At 44.1% G+C, this 24,714-nt stretch carries 14 protein-coding genes; 8 read left to right on the top strand and 6 right to left on the bottom strand.

All coding sequences use genetic code 11. The annotated features are described in order from the left end of the window. Nucleotides 1-3: 3 nt before the first annotated feature. The 5 genes from FAZ15_RS14255 to FAZ15_RS14235 all read right to left on the bottom strand — a co-directional run bounded on the left by FAZ15_RS14255 (nt 4) and on the right by FAZ15_RS14235 (nt 8,501). Nucleotides 4-1,263, bottom strand: coding sequence for a cellulase family glycosylhydrolase (locus FAZ15_RS14255; RefSeq protein ID WP_136901984.1), 1,260 nt, complete (start codon nt 1,261-1,263; stop codon nt 4-6). A gap of 9 nt (nt 1,264-1,272) precedes the next feature. After that, the gene (locus FAZ15_RS14250) at nt 1,273-2,925 is read right to left on the bottom strand and encodes a RagB/SusD family nutrient uptake outer membrane protein (protein ID WP_136901983.1); all 1,653 of its coding nucleotides are present in this window, start codon (nt 2,923-2,925) and stop codon (nt 1,273-1,275) included. A gap of 25 nt (nt 2,926-2,950) precedes the next feature. Next, nucleotides 2,951-6,028 (bottom strand): SusC/RagA family TonB-linked outer membrane protein, encoded by a 3,078-nt coding sequence (locus tag FAZ15_RS14245; RefSeq protein ID WP_136901982.1) that lies wholly within the window; start codon nt 6,026-6,028, stop codon nt 2,951-2,953. 216 nt (nt 6,029-6,244) lie between these two features. Further along, nucleotides 6,245-7,417, bottom strand: a complete 1,173-nt coding sequence (fucP, locus tag FAZ15_RS14240; RefSeq protein ID WP_238387263.1) for an L-fucose:H+ symporter permease — start codon at nt 7,415-7,417, stop codon at nt 6,245-6,247. A gap of 181 nt (nt 7,418-7,598) precedes the next feature. Next, nucleotides 7,599-8,501 (bottom strand): AraC family transcriptional regulator, encoded by a 903-nt coding sequence (locus FAZ15_RS14235; RefSeq protein WP_136901980.1) that lies wholly within the window; start codon nt 8,499-8,501, stop codon nt 7,599-7,601. Nucleotides 8,502-8,675: 174 nt separating this feature from the next. Between FAZ15_RS14235 and FAZ15_RS14230 the strand changes: the two genes are divergently transcribed. From FAZ15_RS14230 to ilvD, 3 genes are read left to right on the top strand one after another with little or no spacing between them, the layout of a single operon-like run. Further along, nucleotides 8,676-9,560 (top strand): amidohydrolase family protein, encoded by an 885-nt coding sequence (locus tag FAZ15_RS14230; protein ID WP_136901979.1) that lies wholly within the window; start codon nt 8,676-8,678, stop codon nt 9,558-9,560. Beyond that, a complete protein-coding gene (locus tag FAZ15_RS14225) occupies nt 9,547-10,620 on the top strand; it encodes a Gfo/Idh/MocA family protein (protein ID WP_136901978.1) in 1,074 nt (357 codons plus the stop codon). The genes FAZ15_RS14230 and FAZ15_RS14225 overlap by 14 nt, the downstream gene beginning before the upstream one ends. Nucleotides 10,621-10,654: 34 nt before the next feature. Continuing rightward, entirely contained in the window at nt 10,655-12,346 is a 1,692-nt protein-coding gene (gene ilvD / locus FAZ15_RS14220) for a dihydroxy-acid dehydratase (protein ID WP_136901977.1), read from the top strand. Between the two features lie 42 nt (nt 12,347-12,388). Here the strand turns inward: ilvD and FAZ15_RS14215 are convergent, their stop codons facing one another. Next, entirely contained in the window at nt 12,389-13,732 is a 1,344-nt protein-coding gene (locus FAZ15_RS14215) for an alpha/beta hydrolase family protein (protein ID WP_136901976.1), read from the bottom strand. Nucleotides 13,733-14,101: 369 nt separating this feature from the next. Between FAZ15_RS14215 and FAZ15_RS14210 the strand changes: the two genes are divergently transcribed. From FAZ15_RS14210 to FAZ15_RS14190, 5 genes are all read left to right on the top strand, one after another. Further along, nucleotides 14,102-16,477, top strand: a complete 2,376-nt coding sequence (locus FAZ15_RS14210) for an alpha-L-rhamnosidase-related protein (RefSeq protein ID WP_202912401.1) — start codon at nt 14,102-14,104, stop codon at nt 16,475-16,477. Nucleotides 16,478-16,562: 85 nt separating this feature from the next. Then, nucleotides 16,563-19,676 (top strand): SusC/RagA family TonB-linked outer membrane protein, encoded by a 3,114-nt coding sequence (locus FAZ15_RS14205; RefSeq protein ID WP_136901975.1) that lies wholly within the window; start codon nt 16,563-16,565, stop codon nt 19,674-19,676. 11 nt (nt 19,677-19,687) lie between these two features. Then, complete coding sequence (locus FAZ15_RS14200) at nt 19,688-21,496, top strand: RagB/SusD family nutrient uptake outer membrane protein (RefSeq protein ID WP_136901974.1); 1,809 nt, start codon at nt 19,688-19,690, stop codon at nt 21,494-21,496. 122 nt (nt 21,497-21,618) lie between these two features. Continuing rightward, the gene (locus FAZ15_RS14195) at nt 21,619-23,433 is read left to right on the top strand and encodes a sialate O-acetylesterase (protein WP_162304951.1); all 1,815 of its coding nucleotides are present in this window, start codon (nt 21,619-21,621) and stop codon (nt 23,431-23,433) included. A gap of 12 nt (nt 23,434-23,445) precedes the next feature. Then, a complete protein-coding gene (locus FAZ15_RS14190) occupies nt 23,446-24,684 on the top strand; it encodes a hypothetical protein (protein WP_136901972.1) in 1,239 nt (412 codons plus the stop codon). Nucleotides 24,685-24,714 lie beyond the last annotated feature (30 nt).

Below are 24,714 nucleotides of genomic sequence, written 5' to 3'. Positions count from 1 at the left end.
ATGTTATTCATATTGAGTCAAATTCCCTTTCCCATTATAAATCGTTTGCAACGCATACGCCTTGGCTTTGGGTGAAAATCCTTTTCCTTGAGAAGGTTCCCGGAAGTAACCAAAGTGAACTTCTCCTTTGCCCCCCCATTGGTTTGCAAACTCGCATTCAAATAACCTAAATGCAGTCATGTTTTTCACATAAGACATATCCGTTCTTGTATAGTTAAAGGCCATCTCCATGTCCTTTATTTGTTCCATTTCCGTGTTCCCATCACCGTAATCGGTAAAGCCAAACTCCGTAAAAAAGACAGCTTTTCCTTGATCGCCGTACAAAGTACTAATTTCATAAATTTGATTGTTCGCTTTTACCCAGTCTCCATTGACTCCACCCGTATTGACATAAGGATGCCATGCCAGATTTTCAAAATAATCATTCGGATCTTTCGAGGAGGCTGCCCCAAACGGGTAATCTCCAGACTGAATGAGGTCATAGATTCCTGTCATGAAAGACCTCAGATCCCCGCTTCCCAGGCCACCCGTACCCGGGCTGTAGCCTGGCATAACCGTTTTGGTATTCGGATTTCCTCTTTTAATTCCCCTAGAAGCATAATACATATAATTAACGTTCTGTTGAATTAATTCCGTCCGTGTAAACCCTCCTGTTCCTTCGCTACCAAAAGCGCCATCAAATCCATTCGGATGATAAAATACATTTGCGTTGAACTCATTTCCCATTTCCCAATATTCAATCTCTGGAAACGTCTTCGCGATAAGCGCCCATGTATCGGCGACCGCCGATAACCATTTACCGTAATCTTTATCATTTATGCGGGGCGCACTGTACGGGCTATCGGGAACAAAGCCTGAGTTATTGGGGAATACCATACACATGCCAATGATCTGCTTTACCCCATTATTTTTAAGTTTGTTAATCGCCGATTTGTAATAACTAACGAGTTGCTCATTATACCCCTCTCCGTTTTCAAACGTGCCATTATTCATCATTAATCGAAAACTTTGTGCGCCGATTGCTCCCACCAAGTTTGCCGCTTTATCGAGATCGAACCCCCGAACTTGGAAATAATTGTTCAACGGATCTGGGTTTCCCACCTCCCAGAGCGGTTCGACAATACCAAATAATATAGATCCATCATCCACGACATCAGGTATTTCTGGCGGTTGAGGTTCGGGATGTTCGGCTTTATTTGAGCAGTTGCCCATGAGCAATAGAAAAGCCAATCCTACTAGTACATTCAATCTATTCAAGTTCATAAGATCATATTAATTCGTATACCCGTCATTCTGGTCAAGTGCCCGTTGTCTGTTGATTACACTCTGAGGGATTGGAAACAAATCGAAGGCTGGTCTATATATCCGCTCCCCTATTATATTTGGCCAATAAAAGGTACCGTTATCGTTGACATCGATAATCACACCGCGCGCTTCTTTCATTACTTGTTCGCCTATTCGCCAGCGACGGATATCCCAAAAACGCTGTCCTTCAAAAGCCAACTCAACCCGGCGTTCGTGGCGAATCCGTTCACGCATTGCTTCTTTATCCAAATTACCAGTTAACGGAGGCATATCTATACCTGTTCGGGTTCGGACTTCGTTCACAGCGGCGTAAACACTTGCATCAGGTGCTTCTAGCCATTCATTTTGTGCTTCAGCATAACACAAAAGCACATCTTCATAGCGCATGTAGACCCAATAATGCTCGCCTGAAATCGCGTTCGGGGTAATATTACCATTTTCGTCAACTGTTTTCCGGAGATAATAACTCGTCTGCGTTTGGGCCAATCCACCCCAGCGCTGTACCCCATCGGTACCCGAATTTAAGTAGGTACGAACGGTAATATCTTTCCATGTTGCACCATCATATAAGATGGACATGGCTAATCTCGGATCTCTTCCCACATAGGGCGCAAACTCATTAAATCCAGAGCCGGGGTCAAAAATCCCAAGTCCAGTTTCCTTCATTTCATACGCATCGACCAAGTTCTGTAAGGGCTGAACACGAGCACTACCGCCCAAGCTGGGCAAAAAATTCAATGACACCCATCTGGTTTCGTTCAAGCTAGACTGAAATATCAAATTCGGTGAGGTGCGGGAATGAAAAAGACTCTCGTAATTGCCGTCTACCCGATAGAAGTTTAGATCCATTACCGCCTGTGCGGCAGCAGCAGCATTCTTCCACTTTTCTGGGTTATTTTCTGGGTTATGCAGTTTACTGGCCAGGTAGAGCTGCGCCTTTGCTTTCAACATTAATGCGGCGCCTTTGGTTCCCCGTCCAATATTGTTTGCACTGTTCTCAAGAAGCAATAATTCCACAGCCTTATCGCAGTCCGATGAAATAAAATCAACAATTTCTTCGGCCGTATTTCGCGGAAGATTCAACTCATCATTAATATTCAATACATGATCCACCAATGGAACACCGCCATAGCGTTTAAACAGTTCCATATAGTACCAAGCCCGAAGAAAATACCCTTCTCCCTTCATTCGGCTTTTCCCTGCTTCTTCCGTGGGATTAGTTGTCGGGAGATGATCGATTTTTTCCAAGAAAATATTGACTGCGCGTATAGACTCATACATACCCGTCCACCTATCCATCGGATTGTAATTGGCATTGATCAGCCCCTGCGTAAATTCGTGAGGCCCTCCGGCAAGCTGCACCGAAGATAGCGCCTCATCAGATACCGACGCATAGGTTAGGGTTGGGTGATCTCCTGGATTGCCGGGAAACCATTCCGTGGGAATACGAGCATATAGGTTAGAAACATATTGTTCGACCTGACGGTAGCTACCAAAAACCTCATCTTCGGAAAGTCCACCCACAGGAGACCTGTCGAGGTAGTCATTCACATTGCATGAATGAAATGTACATATGGCTACAAAAGCTATTTTCGAAAGTATTTTATTATTAAATATCATCGCTATTTATCTAGGTATTCAATGGTCAAAAATTAACAGATAGTCCAAAATTAAAAATTCGCATCGGAGGATGAACCGCACCATACCCATTGTCGTTCTCCGGGTCGAGCAATTTGGCCTCTGTCCATGTAAACAAATTCATCGCGGTGGAATACAGCCTTAGCGTCTTAAAGGATCGGTTTTTGAACAACGCAACGTTTTCGAAAGTATAACCAATCTCAACGTTCTTTAGCCTTATGTAACTGGTATTATCCATGTAGAAAGTACTGGCCCTATGGTTGTTTGAGTTACCCCCGTAATGTAGTGCAGGGTAAGTGGCGGTGGATGCTGTTTCCGGCGTCCAGCGACCTTGGTGGTAAGGGGTTGCCTTTCCTCCACCGTAAAACTCATAATATCCCACACTTACAGGCTGTCTATTTGCATTTGCTGCCCCTTGAAATAAGAAACTCATATCCAACTTATTCCAGGTAAACCCTCCAGCAAAGCCAAAGAAAACTTCCGGAACAGTGCTACGACCGATCGCACCTTCATCATTCCCGTCAATAACGCCGTCGTCATTGAGATCCTTATATTTTATATCTCCAGGGATTACATTCCCAAACTGCGTGGGACTATTGTCAATCTCTTCTTGGCTATTAAAAAAACCCAAGCTTGTTAATCCATAGAGCTGACCAATAGGATGGTCCGTTCTCGCCAACCAGGGATAATCTGGCGTAGCCTCATCCATGAATAGAATTTTATTCTTAGCCAAGGAACCATTTGCATTCAAGAAATAGTTGACATTGCCAATTTTATACCGATGTGATAGCTCAACCTCAAATCCACGGTTATCTACCTTACCCATATTGACGGGCGGAAGGTTTCCAGAAGGAACACCTAAAATAGAAGGAACGGTATTTCTGGTGATCAGAATATCGTATCTATTTTCTTTAAAGAGATCAAGTGTTAACCCAAAAACATTGTTGAAAAACTGGGTCTCGAGTCCTATGTTTGCCTTTTTAGATTTTTCCCAAGAAACATCCGGATTTGCCATAGCACCCTCTGTTATTCCGCCGATATGTGTTAAGGAGTTCCCAAACAAGTACCCCGTCGAATTTTGATATTCAGAGATGAACAACCAACGCCGCCCTCCAAGCTGGTCATTACCTGTAAGCCCGTAAGATCCCCGCAGTTTCAAATAATTAACTACACGATTATCTTTTAAGAAATTCTCTTCAGACAATACCCAACCTGCGGAAACTGCAGGAAAAAAGCCGTACCTAAGATCTTTTGCGAAGTTATCAGTACCATTGTAACCGGCGTTCAGCTCTCCGAAGTACTTGTTCTTATAGTTGTAAACGAACCTACCTACCAACCCTTGCGAAACAAACGGAACCTGATTAGCGATTACTTTTTGGGTACGGTTCGCCAATAGCAAACCTGTCAGCTCATGATCTCCAAATTTCCGTTGATAGTTTAAGGACATATCTATCCAAACGTCTCTATTTTGTACGAAGGAAGAAGAGGGCGCTGTTAGCGGCATTTCTGTACCGATGAGATCATAACTGCTATCTTCTTCAAACGGACCGGTACCTTTATATTGCGACCGGATGGTTAATTTCTGTCGTACAAAGCTGTTTCTAAAATATCCATCAAATGAGTAATTTCCTTTTAAGGTCAAGCCTTCGGTAATAAAATTGAGTTTTCGCGCCAAGGATAACATCCCTGACAAGGATGAATTGTATTCTTCTACATAACCCCAATCGTTTAAAATCCAGAAAGCATTGTTTTGTCCGCCACTTCTTGCACCATAACGGCCGTTCGGATACTTAATTGGAAATTCATTAGGGGGGACAACAAGCAAGGTATAAAAAATGTCTGCATCCGTATAAAATGGTCGGTTTTTATCCTCTATAGCGCCAAAAAGACTTAACCCCATGGAAAAATCATCGTCGAAATCAATATCAACATTAGACCTAAAATTATAGCGCTTGAAGTTGGCATTGGGATCATAATCCTTATTTTTCTCTGCTTTATAAATTCCTCCCTGATCCAAATAACCTACATTCACAAAGTATTTTACCTTTTTTGCTCCGCCACTTATATTAAAATTAACTTTTGATTGTAATCCGTTTTTCAACATCTCATCCATCCAGTCCACATTGGGATACAATAATGGATTACTACCCGTGCGATACGCTTCCAAAGCCTCCGCTGAATATAGCGGGGAAGTTGCATGAGGATTGTCATTAAAATAGGCCTCATTTGCTAATAATGCATGATTGTAAGAATCGAGGAACTTAGGAACACGCACCACCTCCTGGATAGCCTGTTCGACACTCGCATTGATAATAGGTTGTGAAGCACTCCCCCGCTTAGTCGTTACGATAATTACACCATTGGCACCTTTAACACCGTAAAGAGCCGTTGCAGATGCATCCTTTAATATGGTAATATTTTCAACTTCATTCGGGTCTAGTAGGCTAATGGATTGGTAATCTTTTTGTATTCCATCGATGGTCACTAACGGAGAAGAGTTATTTAGAGAAGCTCGTCCGCGAATGAAAAGATAAGGCATATCATTGCCGGGCTGGCCGCTACGCTGCATCGCTATCAATCCGGGCAAGCGACCTGCAAGGGCGTTCGTAATATTTGCCACCGGGCTCTGCTTCAATTGTTTGCTTGATATGGATGCAATAGATCCTGTTTGGGCGATTTTTTTTTGACTCTGTCCGAAACCAAGTACCACCACTTCTTCCAGGTTTCCCGATTCTGCGACCAGAATCACTTCCAATTCATTCTGGTTTCGCACCGTAATCTCCCGTGTAACATATCCTACATATGTGAATACCAACACGGCCGATTCGGCAGATAAAACATCCAAACTAAATCTTCCATCAGTGTTCGTTGAAGCAACAAGGGCTGTCCCTTTCACGGCGATAGTCACGCCTTCTATGGGCTCACCAAGCTCATTTTTTAAGATTCCTTTTATTGTTCTGCTTTGCGCGTTGGCCTGAAAAATCATCAAGCTCAACATCCATAATAAAAGGATTTGACAACAATACTTTCTGCCCAATGTTGGCAGAATAGATTGTGCATGGTTGTTCATTAGTCTCCAATTCATAATTTGATTTCATCTTTTAGTTTAATTATTGATGAACGCTTAATAAAATAATACGGCTCCTTGCGCACTTATTATTTACATCTCGGTTTCATGTGCTAGTTTTCTTATAAACAATATTAAGCTGAAAATAAAGAAGTTTCCAGTACCCCTTTATCCGCTACATGTACTATTTTGTCGTGATGATGTTTGATTTTTGGGCTTAAAGAGGTTATCGTCCTATAGTGCCTTATGTCCCTTTCGGCCATACCATAATACGATACAGAAACTTAGGCAAGGTAACGCAAAACACCATGCGGTACTCATATGATCGGCCAGTAAACCCATTAAGGGAGGCAACACCGCACCACCAACGATACTCATGATCATGAAGGATCCCGCTCGCTTTGTCTCTTTGCCCAATCCTTTCAGACCGAGCGCAAATATGGTGGGAAACATGATACTCATGCAAAAACAACTAATGATCAGCGCATAGAGCGATATCTCCCCCAGATTCAGCATCACCACTATCATCGCGATGGCTGCGATCGCTGCAAACCAAGCCAAAAGTTTTGGCGGCTGAACATAGCGGAGTAAAGCCGTGCCACTGAAGCGTCCAATGGTATAAAGTACCATGGCAGCCGTTAGATAAAAAGCAGCGCTTTGATTCGTCATCCCCGGCAGTTCGTCGACCACATAATTTATAAAAAAGCCCCAGACCCCGGCTTGAGCGCCGATATAAAAAAATTGCACAATCAACCCGTACACAAAATGTTTATGTTGAAATAGCGTTTTTTGCGTTAATGCCTGACCATAACTTTCAGCCTGATTTTCACCTATTTCCGTTACCTCGGGCAACTTCACGAACCAAAAAACAATGAACAACAGGATTACTGCCGCACCAACAATGAGATAAGCATGCTGCACACCGGCAAGTCCATTTTGCGGACCTCCCGTCTGGTCGCCGAAGAGTACCAGTCCGCCAATTAAAGGCCCGAGCACGACACCTAAGCCGTTGAACGACTGCGCCAAATTCAATCGAAATACAGCACCCTCTGGTGTACCGAGTACAGTTATATACGGATTCGCCGCTGTCTCGATGATAGCGAGCCCGCAACCGATAATAAATAATGCGGAAAGAAAAAAGCTAAATTGCGCTACCTGAGCTGCGGGATAAAACAGAAAAGCCCCTGCCGCATACAGTATTAGCCCTATCAAAATACCTTTATGATATCCGTAACGTCTCATCACGTAACCAGCGGGCAACGCGGTCAGAAAATACGCGCCGTACACCGCCAGTTGAATCAGTCCGGATTGTGCCTTGGAAACGTTCAATACGTCTTGAAAATGTTTGTTCAACACATCCAACATGCTAATAGCGGATCCCCACATAAAAAAAAGACTAGTCACCATTATTAATGGCAATAGATAAGGGCGTGATCGGGGAGTTCCCGTTTTGTGATAAGTTGGCATCAGTGAATTAGGATTATAATTTATACAAAGAAAGCAGCAAACGAGCGCATGAAGTAGTACGGATTTTACTACTATCGATACGCATTTGACACAGTCTTCGGCTAATGCCTCATTTTTTTAGCTATACACTGTTTTTATTGTGTATGCCTATAATATTGATACGATATTGTTGTGGGGTGATGCCCCTAACTTCTTTAAATCGCCTGTTGAAATTGGAGATGTTATTGAAACCAACTTCGAAACAGATCTGGGTAATACTATTTCGGTTTTCTTCAAGCAGTTGACAGGCGCAGTTCACCCTTAATTCATTGACAAACTCCTTTAACGTCCGTTTTGTGCGGGCTTTAAAATACCTACAGAACGCTGACGGCGACATATGCGCTTGTTCGGCAATTTCGTCCAGCGCAATATCTTTCGTGAAATTTCGTATCAGGTATTCGTAAATACTACTCATACGGATCGCATCGTGATCATTGAGGTTGTCCCAATAGCCCGCCGAAGATAGGAGGCTCAGTTCCTTTGCTACCGCCAATTCTTCTAAAATTTGGAGCAATAACACCACCCTTCTAGATCCGGTATTCGCAACCATCTGCTCCATCCAGTCTGCAATCTTCGCTTTTGAGGCTCCCTGCACCACCAATCCTCGCGAACTTTTCGTTAAAACAGCTTGAATGGCGCTCATTTCAGGAATGGAAAAAAAAGATTCTCCAAAGCAGGATTCACTAAAATGCACGACAATGGCATAATTCGAAAGACCCGCATTGTGTTTCTGCACTTCGGATTTACCTGAAAATTGTTCATGCGACCAGGCATGTGGTATATTAGGACCATAAAATACCAAATCACTGTTTTCGAATGTACAGATACTTTTGCCGGCGATCCGCTTTCCATAGGGATACCTAATGAAGGCCAATTCATATTCCGAATGATAATGCCATTTTGTATCCAGCACATCAAAATAATCCTTCCGAACCTGAAAGGCAGCTCGGCTTCCCCATGGTGGTTTCGCATAAATAGGTTTCATGACAACTAATATTTTATTGACAAAAAGTTTATAATTCGACACAAAGCATGTCAATTTAATATCTAAAATACAACAATAACTTTGGTTTTTCGACACGAAATCAAATTCGTACAGATATCCGCTAATCCAATACCATCACGACCTTTATTTTCTTTATACCTTTAAAAAACTTTTATGATAGCAAGATCCAATGATAACGACCTACTGATCACAGATGCACATCTGCACCTCTGGGATCTTTCCTTGATAAATTACCCGTGGTTGGATGAGGTACCGCTATTAAAAAAATCATACGACCTAGCTGCATACCGAGAGGCGACAAAAGGGATTTCAGTCTCCAATATGATATTTCTGCAATGTGAATGTGCACCGGAGGCATACCAACAGGAAGTTGATTATATCACACATCTAGCTTTTCATGATCCGCGCATCCGTGGAATTGTATCCTATTTCCCGTTAGAACAACCTGAGGTAGAAAGTACACTAGCGACCCTTACCCAAAATAAGCTGATAAAGGGCATCCGCAGACTAGAGGAGGAGCCTATATCCCTCTATGACAACACGCAGTTCATCAATAATATGAATTTGTTGCACCGTTACGGCCTTAGTTTTGATCTGGGAATAAAAGCCCATCAGCTACCTGCTGCTGTAAGGCTGGTAGAGGCGTGTCCGACCAATCGCTACATGGTGGATCATTTAGGCAAACCAGCTATTAAAACAGGTGAATTTCGGGAATGGAAACACAACATAACGGCACTTGCTAAAAATCCGCGTGTGTATTGCAAGCTTTCGGGATTAGTTACAGAAGCCGATTGGAAACACTGGACGATCGCCGATTTACAACCATACGTCGACGTCGTACTGGAGCTCTTCGGGGCCCATCGCATTGCTTTCGGCGGCGATTGGCCAGTTGTCACCCTTTCTTCGAGCTATCCCAGATGGCTTACCACGGCGCTTTCGCTGTGCCGATCTCTTCCGGATGCAGATTTGCAACGAATTTTCTACCAGAATGCACTGGACTTTTACCAAATTGACGACATTTCCTATGAACAGATATGAAATAGCAACGGATTTTAAAATGCCCGCCGCACCTCACCCCATTATAATTATCGGTGCTGGTGGCATCGTGGAAGAGGCACATCTTCCAGCCTACCGGAAAGCAAATTGGCCGGTTTACGGTATTTTCGATCTGGAACAAAAAAAGGCTAATCATTTAGCCTCGATTTTTGGAATTCCACGGATATACCCATCGCTCGCTGCTCTGGTGGCCGATGCACCGGACGACACCATATTTGACATTGCTGTTCCAGCCTCCCACTTGGCGGGTATACTCTATCAATTACCTCAGGGCGCAAATGTCCTCATGCAAAAACCTATGGGGGAAACATTGGAAGGAGCCAGAGAGATTCTACAACTATGTGAATCTAAAGGATTCACCGCGAGTGTAAACTTTCAGATGAAACTCATTCCATCCGTTATTGCCGCAAAGCGTCTGATCGACCAGGGCGCTATCGGCACGGTCCACGATATGGAAATACGGATGAACATTTATCATCCCTGGGAACTATGGGACTTCCTGTTTGGCATTCCTCGGATGGAAATGCTTTATCACAGTATACATTATATGGATATGATAAAATACTTTTTAGGTATGCCCAGGCATATCTATGCAAAGACGTTTCAACATCCCAAACAAATGCAGTTGGCATCCACTCGCTCGGTTATCATTTTCGATTACGAGCAGCCCATCCGTGCATTTATCAATACGAATCACGGACATGATTTCGGGTTAGCACATCAGGAATCGTTTGTAAAATGGGAGGGAACAAAAGGCGCTATCAAGGCCACACTCGGCAAAAACATCAACTTCCCCAAAGGAGAAGCTGATCATTTCACGTACTTTCTAACCGAAAAAGCCAGTGATGGGTGGATAGAAGCCGACATTCCGGGAGCATGGTATCCCGACGCATTTATGGCCACCATGGCCGACTTACAATGTGCTGTTGACGATCCAGGTTCAGCCCACATTACTTCCGTCAAACATGCATTCGATACCATGCGGCTCGTGGAAGCTGCGTACCAATCGAACGATGTTGGAGGCACTGTAATTCCCGACTAATAGAAATAGCATTAAAAACCTAATTTCCAATTCAATGGATACTATATTAAATAAATATAGCCGTAAACTTACGGAAAACGAAGACCAAACTGGATCGAAGGCCATGTTGTATGCGATTGGCCTGAATGAACGAACCATCAAGCTACCGCAAATTGGCGTTGCCAGTGCAGGTTATGCAGGCAATCCGTGCAATATGCACCTCAATGAGCTCGCCTCGATCGTAGCAGATGCCATGAAGGTTGTCGATCTGACCGGTTTAACCTTCAATACCATCGGCGTTAGCGATGCCATGAGTATGGGGACCGAAGGCATGAATTTTTCACTTCCATCACGCGACCTGATTGCAGACTGTATCGAAACCGTTGTAGGTGGCCAGTGGTATGATGGTTTGGTTACCGTGATGGGATGTGACAAAAATCTACCCGGTGCGGTCATCGCTATGGGGCGACTCAATCGTCCGGCGCTGATGATCTATGGTGGCAGCATTCATTCGGGACGTCACAAGGGAGAAAAAATCAACGTGCTGTCCACCTTTGAAGCCTATGGCGCTAAAGTTGCCGGCTTAATCGATGAAGAAGAGCTAGGTCAGATTATTCGTAATGCCTGCCCGGGGGCCGGTGCTTGTGGCGGAATGTACACGGCAAATACCATGTCTTCTTCCATTGAGGCGCTGGGCTTGTCTTTGCCATACAGCTCGTCCAACCCAGCTACAAGCGACGAGAAAAAACAGGAATGTATTGATGCAGCGGCAGCAATAAAGAACCTGCTCGAGCTGGATCTAAAACCACGTGATATCGTGACGTCCCGTTCACTGGAAAACGCCTTGGTAATGGTCATGGCGTTAGGTGGATCTACCAATGCCGTACTTCATTATCTCGCCATAGCAAAAGCTTATGGGCTCTCCCTTACCTTGCAAGATTTTCAGTACATCAGCGATCATACGCCCCTCATTGCCGATTTAAAACCCAGTGGGAAATATATGATGGAAGATGTACACGATTGCGGAGGAACTCCTGCTGTGATGAAGATTCTATTGGACGAGGGACTATTACATGGCGACTGCCTCACGGTAACAGGAAAAACCTTGCGTGAAAATCTCGACGGTATTGAACCGTGGAACAATGCCCTAAAAATATTGGCTTCCTTTGACAGCCCCCTCAAGAAAACCGGTCATCTTCAGATCCTTCACGGCAACATTGCCCCTGATGGCGCCGTCGCTAAAATAACCGGAAAAGAGGGTGAGTTTTTCGAAGGACGAGCTAAGGTGTTCGACAGCGAAGACGATACGGTCACAGCTGTAAAGAACGGGTTTATTGAAAAAGGCGACGTTATTATTATCCGTTACGTGGGCCCTAAGGGAGGGCCGGGAATGCCAGAGATGCTTAAAGTAACTGCTGCCATTATGGGTGCTGGACTAGGGCAAGATGTGGCCATGATCACAGACGGACGGTTCTCGGGCGGAACCCACGGCTTTGTTGTAGGGCACATCGCACCGGAAGCTTTTGATGGTGGAGTTATCGCGTTGTTAGAAGATGGCGATATTCTCACGATTGATATCCCAAACAACCGGATAGACGTTAGATTAAGCGACGAAGAATTAAAATCAAGGCGGGGGCGCTGGAAAAAACCCACGCTAAGAATTACACAAGGTATATTATTTAAATATGCGCAATCGGTCTCATCAGCTTCCGAGGGATGCATCACCGACGGTAAGATAATCGACTAAAAAGAAAGGAGAATTCCGGCGAACTCTGGAATTCTCCTTCGCTTATTCGATCGACGGAAAAGTAATCCTTTCTGACTCCAGGTTAAAGTGATTGACAGTGCTGATCGTAAGGTGGAAGTTTGAATCTTTTAAAGCGGTCGCAATAATTTTCATTTCTGGAAGGGCAGACATCGGTATCGCATCATCTCCGTTGGTATCAAAATACTGATACACACCATGCTCAGGGAAGCGAGCAATAAGCTGATCATTATTATAGATGTTGAAATGCTTAATTCCGGACTCGATGTCAGCATCCGCTTTCCACCGTAGCGCTACCGACACACTATGCAATCGTGCTATGCGAAGTTCAAATGGCGACGGCGGAGGCGTTCTGTCGATGACGCTTCCTGTAATTACGTATTCTTTCCATGCCGCAGCCGTTGCGGAATCAGGTAACCAAGACATAGACGACACATCGCCCTTATACGTTCGATATGGACAGGTATTAAGCGACAGGGTATCACCCAGCCAGCCTGTTGTTCTGTCGATTTTTCTCATCTCCCTGAATGAAGCAGAGCGCCCCTGTGGCAGCCGTTGCGACAACGCAGATTCATAAAAAGGAATGGCCATATAACGCACAAAACTATAGTTATGGTTTTGATAGGGTGTATACGCAATACTAACCAGTCCCCCGGCTCCTCTCAGTTTTTTAAAGCTATTCACTGCCGTAGCCCAACAGCTTACCTCAGGAGAATTAGCATCTGTCGCACCTGCATGACGGATCATAAGCGGGATTTCCAGCGCTTCTTTAGGATAGTTCCACGACGGATCGAAAGCAGGTGAATAACAGAAAGCCGCCAGCACACGTTGGGGGTAATCCCTCATCATTGCCAATGTCCAATATCCCCCTCCCGAATGCCCCCAAAGGAGCCAGGGGGCTTCCCCAAGCGCGGATTGGTCAGATACCTCGCCTACCTGAGTCAGTGCTGCTAAAAGAGATTCGGCCGAACCCGAATCGGGCTCTCTCCATGCATAACAACCTGCAGTGTAATACAAATCTGCTCCTACAATAGCTAAATTCCATTTCTTCGCAAAAGATTGATATTGTACATCGTATGCGGTCGATACACCCCGTCCTTCCATACCGCAACCGTGTTGATGAATTAAAACCCCTCGGATGCGGTCTATTCCCTTTGGAATAAATACATTGTAAGTGGCATAATTCAATGTGTTTTTATTTTTTACGGTTAACCGGTACACGGTGCCGTTGTCAATCAGATTGCTGTCTACCGCTGATTTTCGCTGCTGACCGGCGTTCAGCAGATGTTGTGCTTGCGTCACATGGGAAAACATGAGGTGTAAGACGCTTATCCCTAAATAAAGTATCTGCAAATTTATTCTTCTCATTTGATTAAGATTTCTAAAGGTAAAATTAACCGATCTACTCGTCGGCAGTTACAGGCAATCCAAAACTAAAACCAGCACCTGCCCAAACAAAGATGCCCAATGATGTGCCTTTCGCCAAGTACAGGTTTATCAGCAACCTATACCCATTTGACCTTTATTTTAATAAATTTCTACCATGCCTGATGCACTTTCTACTCCTGTTAATGCAGGGTGTCATTTATTATTTACCATTTTTAATTATATCTGCATGCGGATAGCCCCTCTTAACGAGCTAGTTGTTAAAATAGTATATATTTTAGTATAACTTGTACTAGCAACAAAGCCAATGTTATCTTATTATTGCTATATCAATTTCACCCAAAATAACTTATGATGAGATCAGTTCTAATCTTCATATCCTTTTACCAGTTCATTGTACAAGGTATCTTTGCGCAGACAACACCTGTAAATCCACAATTAATGAAAGGTTATTGGCCTTCCTCGTGGATTTCGTGTCCAGATATCTCCCAACGGGATTATGGTGTTTACCATTTCCGCAAGTCATTCGACTTAAACGAGAAGCCCGAGAAGTTTATCGTGCACGTCACTGCAGATAATCGGTATCGGTTATTTGTTAACGGTGTTGCAGTCGTGAGTGGGCCAGCCCGAGGCGATCTTGCTAATTGGTATTTCGAGACCGTAGATATCGGATCTTACTTACAACGCGGAAAAAATATTGTTGCCGCGCTGGTGTGGAATATGGGCGAGTATGCCGCCGTAGCACAGGTATCCAATCAGACAGGATTTGTTTTGCAGGGTGATGGACCCGCCGAACAGGTGATTAATTCGGATGCAAGCTGGAAAGTGATGCAAAACAACGCATACTCTCCTGTCTCTACAGACAATACGGAACGGTTAGGCGCATACATGGTTGTGGGGCCTGGAGACCAAGTCGATGCAAGTCATTTCCCGTGGAATTGGGAAAAACCAGAGTTTGATGATTCGCAATGGCAGTATGCTCGCAAGCTCGTCAATAATCCAGTTACGCATGGCTACGGTACAGACAACCTCTGGACCCTAAAGCCTCGGAATATTCCGTTTATGCAAGAGGTGATGCAACGTATTCCGACTGTTAGGAGAGTCCGCGGCCTTCAAGGAGCAGCTAAATTTATCGACGGTCGTACCCCACTCCGTATCCCTCCGCATCAAAAGGTGTCTATTCTTTTAGATCAGTCTGTTAATACCGTTGCTTATCCAGAATTAATAGTGAGCCAAGGAAAGGGGGCACATATAAAAATGACCTATGCCGAATCGCTATACGATGCTACTGGCAATAAGGGAAATAGGAATGAGATAGACGGAAAAGAAATTAAGGGAAACTATGATGTATTTCTACCAGATGGCGGTTCACTCCGAAGTTTTAGACCGTTATGGTTTAAAACGTACCGATACGTTCAACTCGACATAGAGACATTAGATGAGACACTGGTGTTGAACGATTTATATGGAATGAAGACCGGGTATCCGTTTGAATTGAAGGCCACCTTTACAAGTAACGATCCCAATCTGACTAAAATATGGGATGTCGGCTGGCGAACGCAGCTTATCTGTGCCGGCGAGACCTATTTTGACACGCCCTACTACGAACAATTACAATACGAAGGAGATACGCGAATTCAAGCGCTAATAACCCTATATATGAGTGGTGACGACCGTTTAATGCGGAAAGCATTATTGGATTTTTACAACTCAAAGACCCCTGAAGGATTGCCGCAAGGTCGTTACCCCAGCAATAGATTACAGGTAATACCCACATTTTCCCTCTTTTGGGTTTCGATGGTCTACGACTACTGGATGCACAGGCAAGACGATGAATTCGTTAAACAGTTTTTGCCGTCTGTGCAACAAGTCCTGGCTTGGTATGTCTCCAATATGGATAAGGAAAAGGGTATGCTAGGACCCATGAAATGGTGGAATTTTGTGGATTGGGATGCATTTGATCTCTGGGGCGTTCCTGAAGGAGCGGAAGACGGCAATTCTGCAATTATCAGCTTACAACTGGCCTATACCTTAAAACAGGCGCAAGCCCTGTTCGCGTACTTTGGCGAAGAAACGCAAGCTCAAAAATATGAAACGTTATCCCACAACTTGAATTCGAAAACGTATGAACATGCTTTTGATAAAGACAGAATGCTTATGGCTAATTCACCCTTAAAAGAAACGTACAGCCAGCATGCAAGTATCTTGGCCATTCTTAGCGGAGCTGTTCAAGGAGATGAGGCTCGCACCGTTTTTGAAAAATTGACGACAGATGATTCCATAAGCAAAGTAACTTTCTTTTATCGGTTTTATCTGATAAGAGCAATGAAAGAAGTTGGGTTGGCAGATCGATATTATGCGCAGCTCGACCCCTGGTGGAAGATGTTGGATATGGGGCTGACAACCTTTGCAGAAAAGCCAGAACCTACCCGAACAGATTCACACGCCTGGAGCTCTAGTCCCAATTATGATTTTCTCGCCACTATAATCGGTATTATGCCTGCCTCGCCGGGATTCAAATCCGTATTAATCCAACCTGGACTTGGCGAGTTGAAAGAGGCAGAGGGATCCATGCCGCATCCTAACGGAACAATCAAGGTAAAGTTGAAACGAAATGGTAGCGGTATCAAGGGAACGGTATCACTCCCCGACGATGTAGATGGAACATTTAAATTCGGAGGAAAGGAAATAAAGCTACAGGGTGGTACGAATTCGATCACCTTATAACGGCAAACAACTCGCATAATCAATTTAGGAAAATAACCCATTTAATCACGTTTTGCGTTAAGTCGCAACGTATAAATATTAAATTATGAAGACAGAAACACGTGTATTTTTTAGGTGTCCACGATCTACAGTTAGGTATGCTCACAAGGTTTTCCTGACCCTATTCGTTGCACTCTTGCTTCCTTTACTAACGGCTGTCGCGCAGGACAGGATATTTAAAGGAACGATCCAAAATATCGACGGGATACCTATTGCCGGAGCGACAGTTTCCGTCAAAGGAGATTCCAGACAGACCAGTTCCGATAAGGAGGGAAATTTTGCAATCCCCTTGACCGGCAACACCCCTATCGTTTTAAACATTACGTCTGTCGGTTACGCCTCCAAAGAAATTGTACTGGATGGCCAAGATGAATTTAGAACTATCGTCTTGGAAGCACAAATCGCTGGTTTGGACGAAGTCGTGGTCGTGGGCTATGGAACACAGAGCAAATCAAATGTCACCGGTGCGATATCCACTTTGAAATCTGAAGAGTTGGCCAAAGTTCCTATGTCATCTGTAACAAATGCGCTGGTTGGGAAGTTGCCGGGTTTAATTGCTATGCAGGGAAGCGGTTTACCGGGGCGTGATGGCGCTAGTCTTAACATTCGGGGGTATGGAAATGCCCTTATTATTGTAGATGGGATCGAAGCGTCCTTCAATAATATTGACGCCAGTCAGATCGAGAGCGTTACTGTACTAAAGGACGGTGCTGCTTCTATATACGGTTCTAGAGCAGGAAACGGTGTCATCTTGGTAACGACGAAAAGAGGGAATTCCGAAAAGCCAACCATTTCATTTAATGGAACATCTACGCTACAAAAGCCAACCTATTTCCAACAGATGCTTTCCTCGGGCGATTACACGACCTTGGTTTCTGAAGAGTATCTGCAATCGGGTCAACCTGCAAATGCCGTACCCTATACAGCGGAGCAAATCCAGAAATTCTACGATGCCACCGAACCTGGTTACTACAATACGAATTGGCAAGACATTATTATGAAAGATTATGCACAGCTACATAATTACAACATGTCTGTCAGAGGCGGAAGCGACAAAATCAAATACTATACTTTTTTAGGGCTGATGAATCAAGGATCTTTTTGGAAAAAGAATGGGGGCGATTACAACCGCTATAACCTACAGGTTAATGTTGATGCAAACATATTGGATAATCTTACCTTGGGCGTCACCGTTTCTAACATTGTAGATCGCATCAAGTCTACGCATCGTCCGCAGAATGGAGGAGGTTATCTTTTCGCGGATTTATTCAACAATAAGCCTATGTATCCAGCAAGTCTACCAGATCCTTCAAGGATTCCTTATTCTGGATCCGCCACTGGAGGCGCCTTGGTACAATCGGATATGGAACTAGGAGGCTATAATAACAATTTCTTACAGACATTAAGTAACACAGCTATACTGAATTATTCGTTTACAACTATCGAGGGCTTGTCACTGAAGGCATTTGGTAATTATTCACAGGTTAACGACAATGTTAAATCCTACGGTCGGCCGGTAGACATGTATAATTACAATGTTGGAAATGACACGTACGAACTGGTTTCACAGTTCAACACCAATACACCGCTTTTTCAACAGAAAGCTGTGAATACCATGTTAACAGGACAGTTTTCGATAAATTATGCTCGAAAATTTGCCGGTAAACATGATATGTCAGGCATGCTGTTGCATGAGATCATTTCGGTAGACTACGATTATCTCAGTGCAGGTCGTCAGGATTTTACCTTTCCAACATTAGATCAACTGTTTGCCGGAAGCACGAGCACTTTAAGTAATAACGGGTCTGCTAGCCAGATGGGACGTAAAAGTTTCGTAGGTCGTCTTAATTACGGATACGACCATAAATATCTCGTCGAAGCTATTATTAGAGCAGATGCTTCGGCTAAATTCCCTAAAGATTCGAGATGGGGATATTTCCCTTCTATTTCTTTTGGATGGAGAATGAATCAGGAGCAGTTCTTATCGGATTTTGATGGATTAGATGAATTGAAATTAAGAACAAGCTATGGAGCTTCGGGTAACGACGGGATCGGTGACTTTCAATATTTGGCGGGTTACGGTCCTACATTGATGCCAGTTCTTTTTGATGGGACACCGGTTTTAGGTATAACAACGCTGGGTATGGCCAATGAAAGTTTATCATGGGAGCGTCTAGCGAATTATAATGCCGGGCTCGATTTCTCTTTTCTGCAGCGTAAAATCTATGGTGAGGTTGATCTGTTTTACAGAACGCGCAACGGCATTCCGGCAAAGAAAACAATCAGTCTTCCGTCAAGCTTTGGCGCCGAATTACCCCTAGAAAACATCAACAGTCAGACAAATAGGGGCTTTGAATTGAAAATAGGGACATTTCGGCAACAGGGAGATTGGACCTGGGATATCTCGGCCAATGTGTCTTGGCAACGTGCGAAGTGGGATCACGTCGAAGAAGTAGAATATACTGATGAAGATTCGAAGCGGATTTATCAGCAATCTGGACAATGGGTCGACCGTACGGTCGGTTACCGTTCGGATGGTTTATTTGTAAGTCAAGATCAAATCGATAATTTGGATCTAAGCTATCCAGGAGATCCTACACTAAAACTTGGCGATGTACGGTATATCGATACCAATGGCGACGGCATATTAGACTGGCGCGACATGGTAGAAATAGGCAAAGGGCAGATTCCGAATATTATCAGCGGTTTAAATTTGGCAGTTGCATATCGAAATTTTGATATAGCCGCTTCTTTGCAAGGTGCATTTGGATTTTATAAAGCCGTATCATTAACATCTTTCACCCAGACATTTTTTGATAATAGGTGGACAGAAGAAGTCAACAATGCAAATTCTTTGATACCAAGATTGGGAGGAGCATCAACAAATGGTTTGCTATCGGACCGAAACTTTATCAAGTCGGACTATTTACGATTACGCTCTTTTACCATAGGCTACAACTTACCCAACAGGGTATTGGATAATCTAAACATGAAACAGGCGCGACTCTATTTGGGGGGAACAAATCTATTTACATTCTCGAAACTGAATAAATTTAAGATTGATCCAGAATCCCCCTATGCCGTTCAAGATGGACAGCCAACGACTTCGTATTATCCACAGCAAAAGACCATCATGTTAGGTGTTAATGTTTCCTTCTAACTTATAAAAAAATGAAAAAGATATATTACATAGTGCTATTGGGCACGTTGACCACGCTTTCCTGTAAAGACGTCTTAGACCGGGAACCTTTGGATCGCATATCTGAAAATATAGTCTGGAATGATCAAAACGCCATCTTAGCACACTTGGCGGGAAGTTACAGTATGATGAGCGTATTGGAGAATGAAACTCCCGAAAAGTACGTAGGTATCCGGCCCGGCGTTGGCTGGACCGTGGAAGGCCAAGTTGGGGCCACCTTAATAAACAACCTGAGCGATGAAGCGACTTGGGGTATGTATCCCAATTGGGCGGATTTTAGAAACACCGGAATAACGATAAATGGCGGATTGCTGGAATGGTGGGAGAATGCCTATATCATCATCAGACAGCTCAATGATTTTATAGCGCAAGTCCCTCAATCACCGCTTTCCGATGATCTAAAAATGAGCTTAATCGCCGAAGCTCGGTTTCTAAGAGCGTACAATTATTTTTCTATGGTACGTCGGTATGGTGGAGTTCCCTTAATTACCAAAGTGCAAAAATTGACCGATCCACAAGAGGAACTCTATCCAAGCAGAAACAGTGAAAAAGAACTTTATGATTTTGTGATTCAGGAAATGAACGAAGCATCGCCCCTGCTGCCCATCAAGGCCGAAAGCGGCCGAGCTTCGCGTTATGCCGCGCTTACGCTTTTATCAAGAGCTGCACTATACGCCGGAAGTATTGCCGAATATGGTACAGTCCAACTTGACGGTCTATTGGGGATGCCATCCACGGAAGCACGGGCGTACTATCAAAAAAGCTACGATGCTTCTACCCTGATCATGCAAGAGGGTGCACATGGCTTATACGACGTTTCATCAGATAAGGTAAAAAACTTCAGAGACCTATTTCTCGTTAAAGGCAATACCGAAGCTATATTCGTGGTACCGCATGATGGTAAGGATATGATTGCTTCCGGTGGAAATGGATGGCGTTACGATTTCATTCAAGGCCCCTTGCCCAACGCATGGTTCAACGGGAATCAAAATATGCCTTATCTTTCTTTCATTGCTTCAACTTTTGAAAAGAAGGATGGCACCGCACCAGATTTAACAACGAATAAGCTAACCAGTAAGTTGTGGGATATCAACGAACTCTGGGCCGACATGGAACCTCGCTTCTTTGCGAGTGTGTATACACATGGCACACCTTGGCAGGGCAGTACTATTGACTGGCACAAATCTTTAAAAGTCAATGGTCAATATCTAGCCGATCAGAATGGAGCGTATCAAGGGACACCTCACCTCGGTCTGCAGGCACAAAAATCTGGACCTTACACCAGTTTTGGCGTTCTAAAGTATTTAGATGAAACGAAGAACAATATGTCCGCCGACTTTGCATCCAGTCAAGACTGGATCGTATTTCGCTATGCCGAAGTGCTGTTAAATCACGCGGAGGCCGCCTATAAATTGGACAAGCACGATGAGGCACTGCTCGCCATTAATGCCATTCGTGAGCGTGCAGGCGTATCAAAAAGAACTGTTATCAACTTTGAATTGATTCAAAAAGAACGTAAAGTAGAACTAGCCTTTGAAGGTTCTCGTTATTGGGATCTTAGACGTTGGAGAATAGCGACCGACGTATTAACGAAAAGAGAAACCGGGTTACGCTATATGTTGGATTTTGCGACCAAAAAATTAGAACTTCAGGTTCTCGAAAAAGTAGACGGCGGGCCTAACGTCTCCGCTATTTTCGAAGATCATCATTATTATCTTCCCATCACCAAAGCACGCACGCAGCAAAACACCAGGTTAGTTGAAAACCCAGACTATCAATAAAGTTAATTATGCTATATAGACATTACATATGTTTCCTGATATTGAGCGTCTTTGCTTTTCCGAACGCGCTTAAAGCATTTCAATCCGATTCTTTGTGCGTAAATGGACTCTTCAAACACCACATGGTTTTACAGCGAGAAAAGTCCATTCCGATTTGGGGAACGGGAAAACCAGAAACAACTGTACACGTCTCGCTCAATAACCAGCGCGCAAGTGCCACCGTGCAGCCTGATAGTACCTGGTGTGTACAGCTCTCTGCCATGCCTGCCGGAGGGCCCCATATCCTGCAAATTACAGATTTGCGGGATAGCATATTCATCGATGATGTATATGTTGGCGAGGTTTGGTTAGCCTCGGGACAGTCTAATATGGAGTTTACGCTGGGCAGTTCCTTAAGCTGGGCAGAAGAACAGCTTCATGCTGATTTTCCGAACATCCGTTTCTTTCAGGTTGTTCACGGGATGAATAATCAGCAGCAGCACGATGTCCAAGGTTCTTGGGTACGTAGTTCTGCTGCAACAGCTGCGGCATTTTCAGGAGTGGCTTACCATTTTGCGAAAAAGCTCCACCAAGAAAAGAATATTGCTGTTGGTATTATCCAGTCGGCCTGGGGAGGAACACCTATCGAACCATGGATTAGTGAAGATGCCCTATCCAGTCGAGAAGAAACAAAACCTTCGGTGATTCAAGCCCGTGAATCGGGCGCGCAGCCAACCCAGCTATACGCGAAGTACCTTCAAGACGTTGATGCGTTCGAGAATGCTTCGGAAGGTTTGCGCTTGGGCGTGCACACCTTAGCGTATCAAGATCAACACTGGAAAAAGGTTTCGTTCCCCCTTCAGGTATCATCCATATACGGTGACGAAACTGCAGTGTACATTCCCGGATGTTATTTATGGGTCAGAAAACACTTCGATCTCTCGTCTCTAGATAAAGATGCCACCCTCCAATTCGATGAACTGGAAGGAAAAGCCACGATTTATCTAAATGGAACCGAAATTGAACTAAAAAACGCACAAGGCACTTCCCAAGGCCTTGTCTTGCCAAAGTCCGTCTTAAAAAAAGGCAGGAATTTGCTGGCCATTCGGTTGCGAAGTTTGTGGGCTACGGGCGCCGTTGGGCATTCGGAGGGATCCGTAAGTTTGTTACTAGGGACAAAACATATCAAACTGGATGGCGAGTGGTTAAGCAATATTTCCGTTGAACCACGTTATCCAGATCTTCCCAAAGAGCGGAACAATCCAGGCGTTCTTTTCAACGCGATGATCGCACCCCTGATCCCTTATTCAGTACAAGGCGTTTTGTGGTATCAAGGCGAGGCGAATACCTGGCGTCCGCGCGACTACCAGTTTTTGTTTCCTCTTTTAATTCAAGATTGGCGCATTCGTTGGCAACAAGGTTACATGCCCTTTCTTTTTGTTCAATTGCCCAACTTTGGGGGCAACAATCTGGCTCCGGCCGACGAAAGCTGGGCATACCTTCGTGAGGCACAGTTAATGACATTACCGCAGCCCGCTACCGGAATGGCGGTGAGTATTGATATTGGTGATGCTACTGATATTCATCCGAGAAACAAAAAAGATGTTGGTCTTCGATTATATGAGGCTGCGCGTCATATAGCCTACCACGAAGACAACGTGTACTCAGGACCTCTATATCGGCGCATGGAAATCAAGGATCATAAAATTATTGTCTATTTCGATCATGCACGCGATGGCTTAATAAGCAAGACTGCCAGCGTGGAAGGGTTTCAGATTGCAGGGGCGGACAATAATTTTGAAGATGCGACTGCCACGATAGTTGGCAACACCGTCGAACTGACCCATCCAAGTCTGAAAAACCCGACAACTATACGTTATGGTTGGGCGGCAGATCCTAAGGTTAGCTTATACAACACAGCAGGTTTACCCGCCTCCCCCTTTCGCACCGATAAATAAAATAAAGTAATTATGATAACAATGCGTTTAACTTCAAAACATACGGCTGCCATTCTAGCGTTTTGGCTTACGATCTGTTTCAGTCCTAAAGGATCTGCACAGGAATTTTCAATAGGCGTATTTTGGCCGCCCGTGTGGGAGCACACCAATGATCAGCAATATCAATGGATCAAAGAAGCACACATCGATTTTATAGAGAACGTTAAGAATGCGAAAATGTTCACAGAGTCGCATAATAAGAAGATGTTAGATCTGGCACATAAGTACGGATTTAAAGTTTCGGTCGCCGATCCACGTATCTATGGTACAGATGAGGAGATAAAAGCTGCTGTACAAGCATATAAAAACCACCCTGCGCTCGAGGGATATTACATCAAAGATGAACCAGATTCAACAGAATTTAATTGGGCAGCAACAATTTACCAAAAGCTAATAGATCTGGATCACGATCGCGTACCCCATGTCAATTTGTTTCCAAACTTTGTGATACCCAGTTATGAAACAAATCATGTAGAGCGTTGGGTGCAAAAAGTAGGTCCTCAGCATCTTAGATACCTGACTTTCGATCAATATCCGTTTATGGTAAATGGCTATATAAGACCTACTTATTTTGAAAATCTGGAAATCGTTAGGCGCGTCGGCCTCAAATACAACGTTAAAACATCGGCCTACCTGCAATCTGTAGGGATCATTGACGCGTACCGAAGGCCATCTGCCAGTGAATTGCGGTACAATATTTTTACCGCGCTGGCGTATGGCATTAAAAGACCCGTATGGTTCACCTATTGGACCCCAACCGATGCCGGTAAAGAGATCTTTGCCGATGCTATTATCGATCCCCATGGTAGAAAGACAGATCTTTACGCGCCATTCAGTGCGTTAAATAGGCATGTTAAGGCGATCGGCCAAGTGTTGTATAATCTGGATGCCACGGAGGTATTTCATAGCGGTGAAGAGCAGCCCTTGGGAACACAGGCCCTACCTCAGCACTACTGGATCAAGCCAACGTCCCGCACCGATAATATGATCATCACCCATTTCGCCAAGGGCAAAAGCGGAAGCTATGTTTTTATCGTGAATAAGTCTTTAACCGTTACTAAATCCTTTACATTCCAAGTCGATAAACGATATAAGCACATGACACATTATGAGGTCAACTCGGGTGTAATTGCCATCCGCAAAGAACCTCTAGACAGTGATTTCTCCGACACGTTTCTACCTGGTGAAGGACGCTTGTACTATTTTAACTAAAAAAAACACTAAAGTCAAACTTAAATTTTT

It is taken from the genome of Sphingobacterium olei (genome assembly GCF_005048855.1).
GTDB lineage: Bacteria > Bacteroidota > Bacteroidia > Sphingobacteriales > Sphingobacteriaceae > Sphingobacterium > Sphingobacterium olei.
Note: the sequence above shows the minus strand (reverse complement) of the source record. Positions and strands in the feature narration are given on the sequence as shown.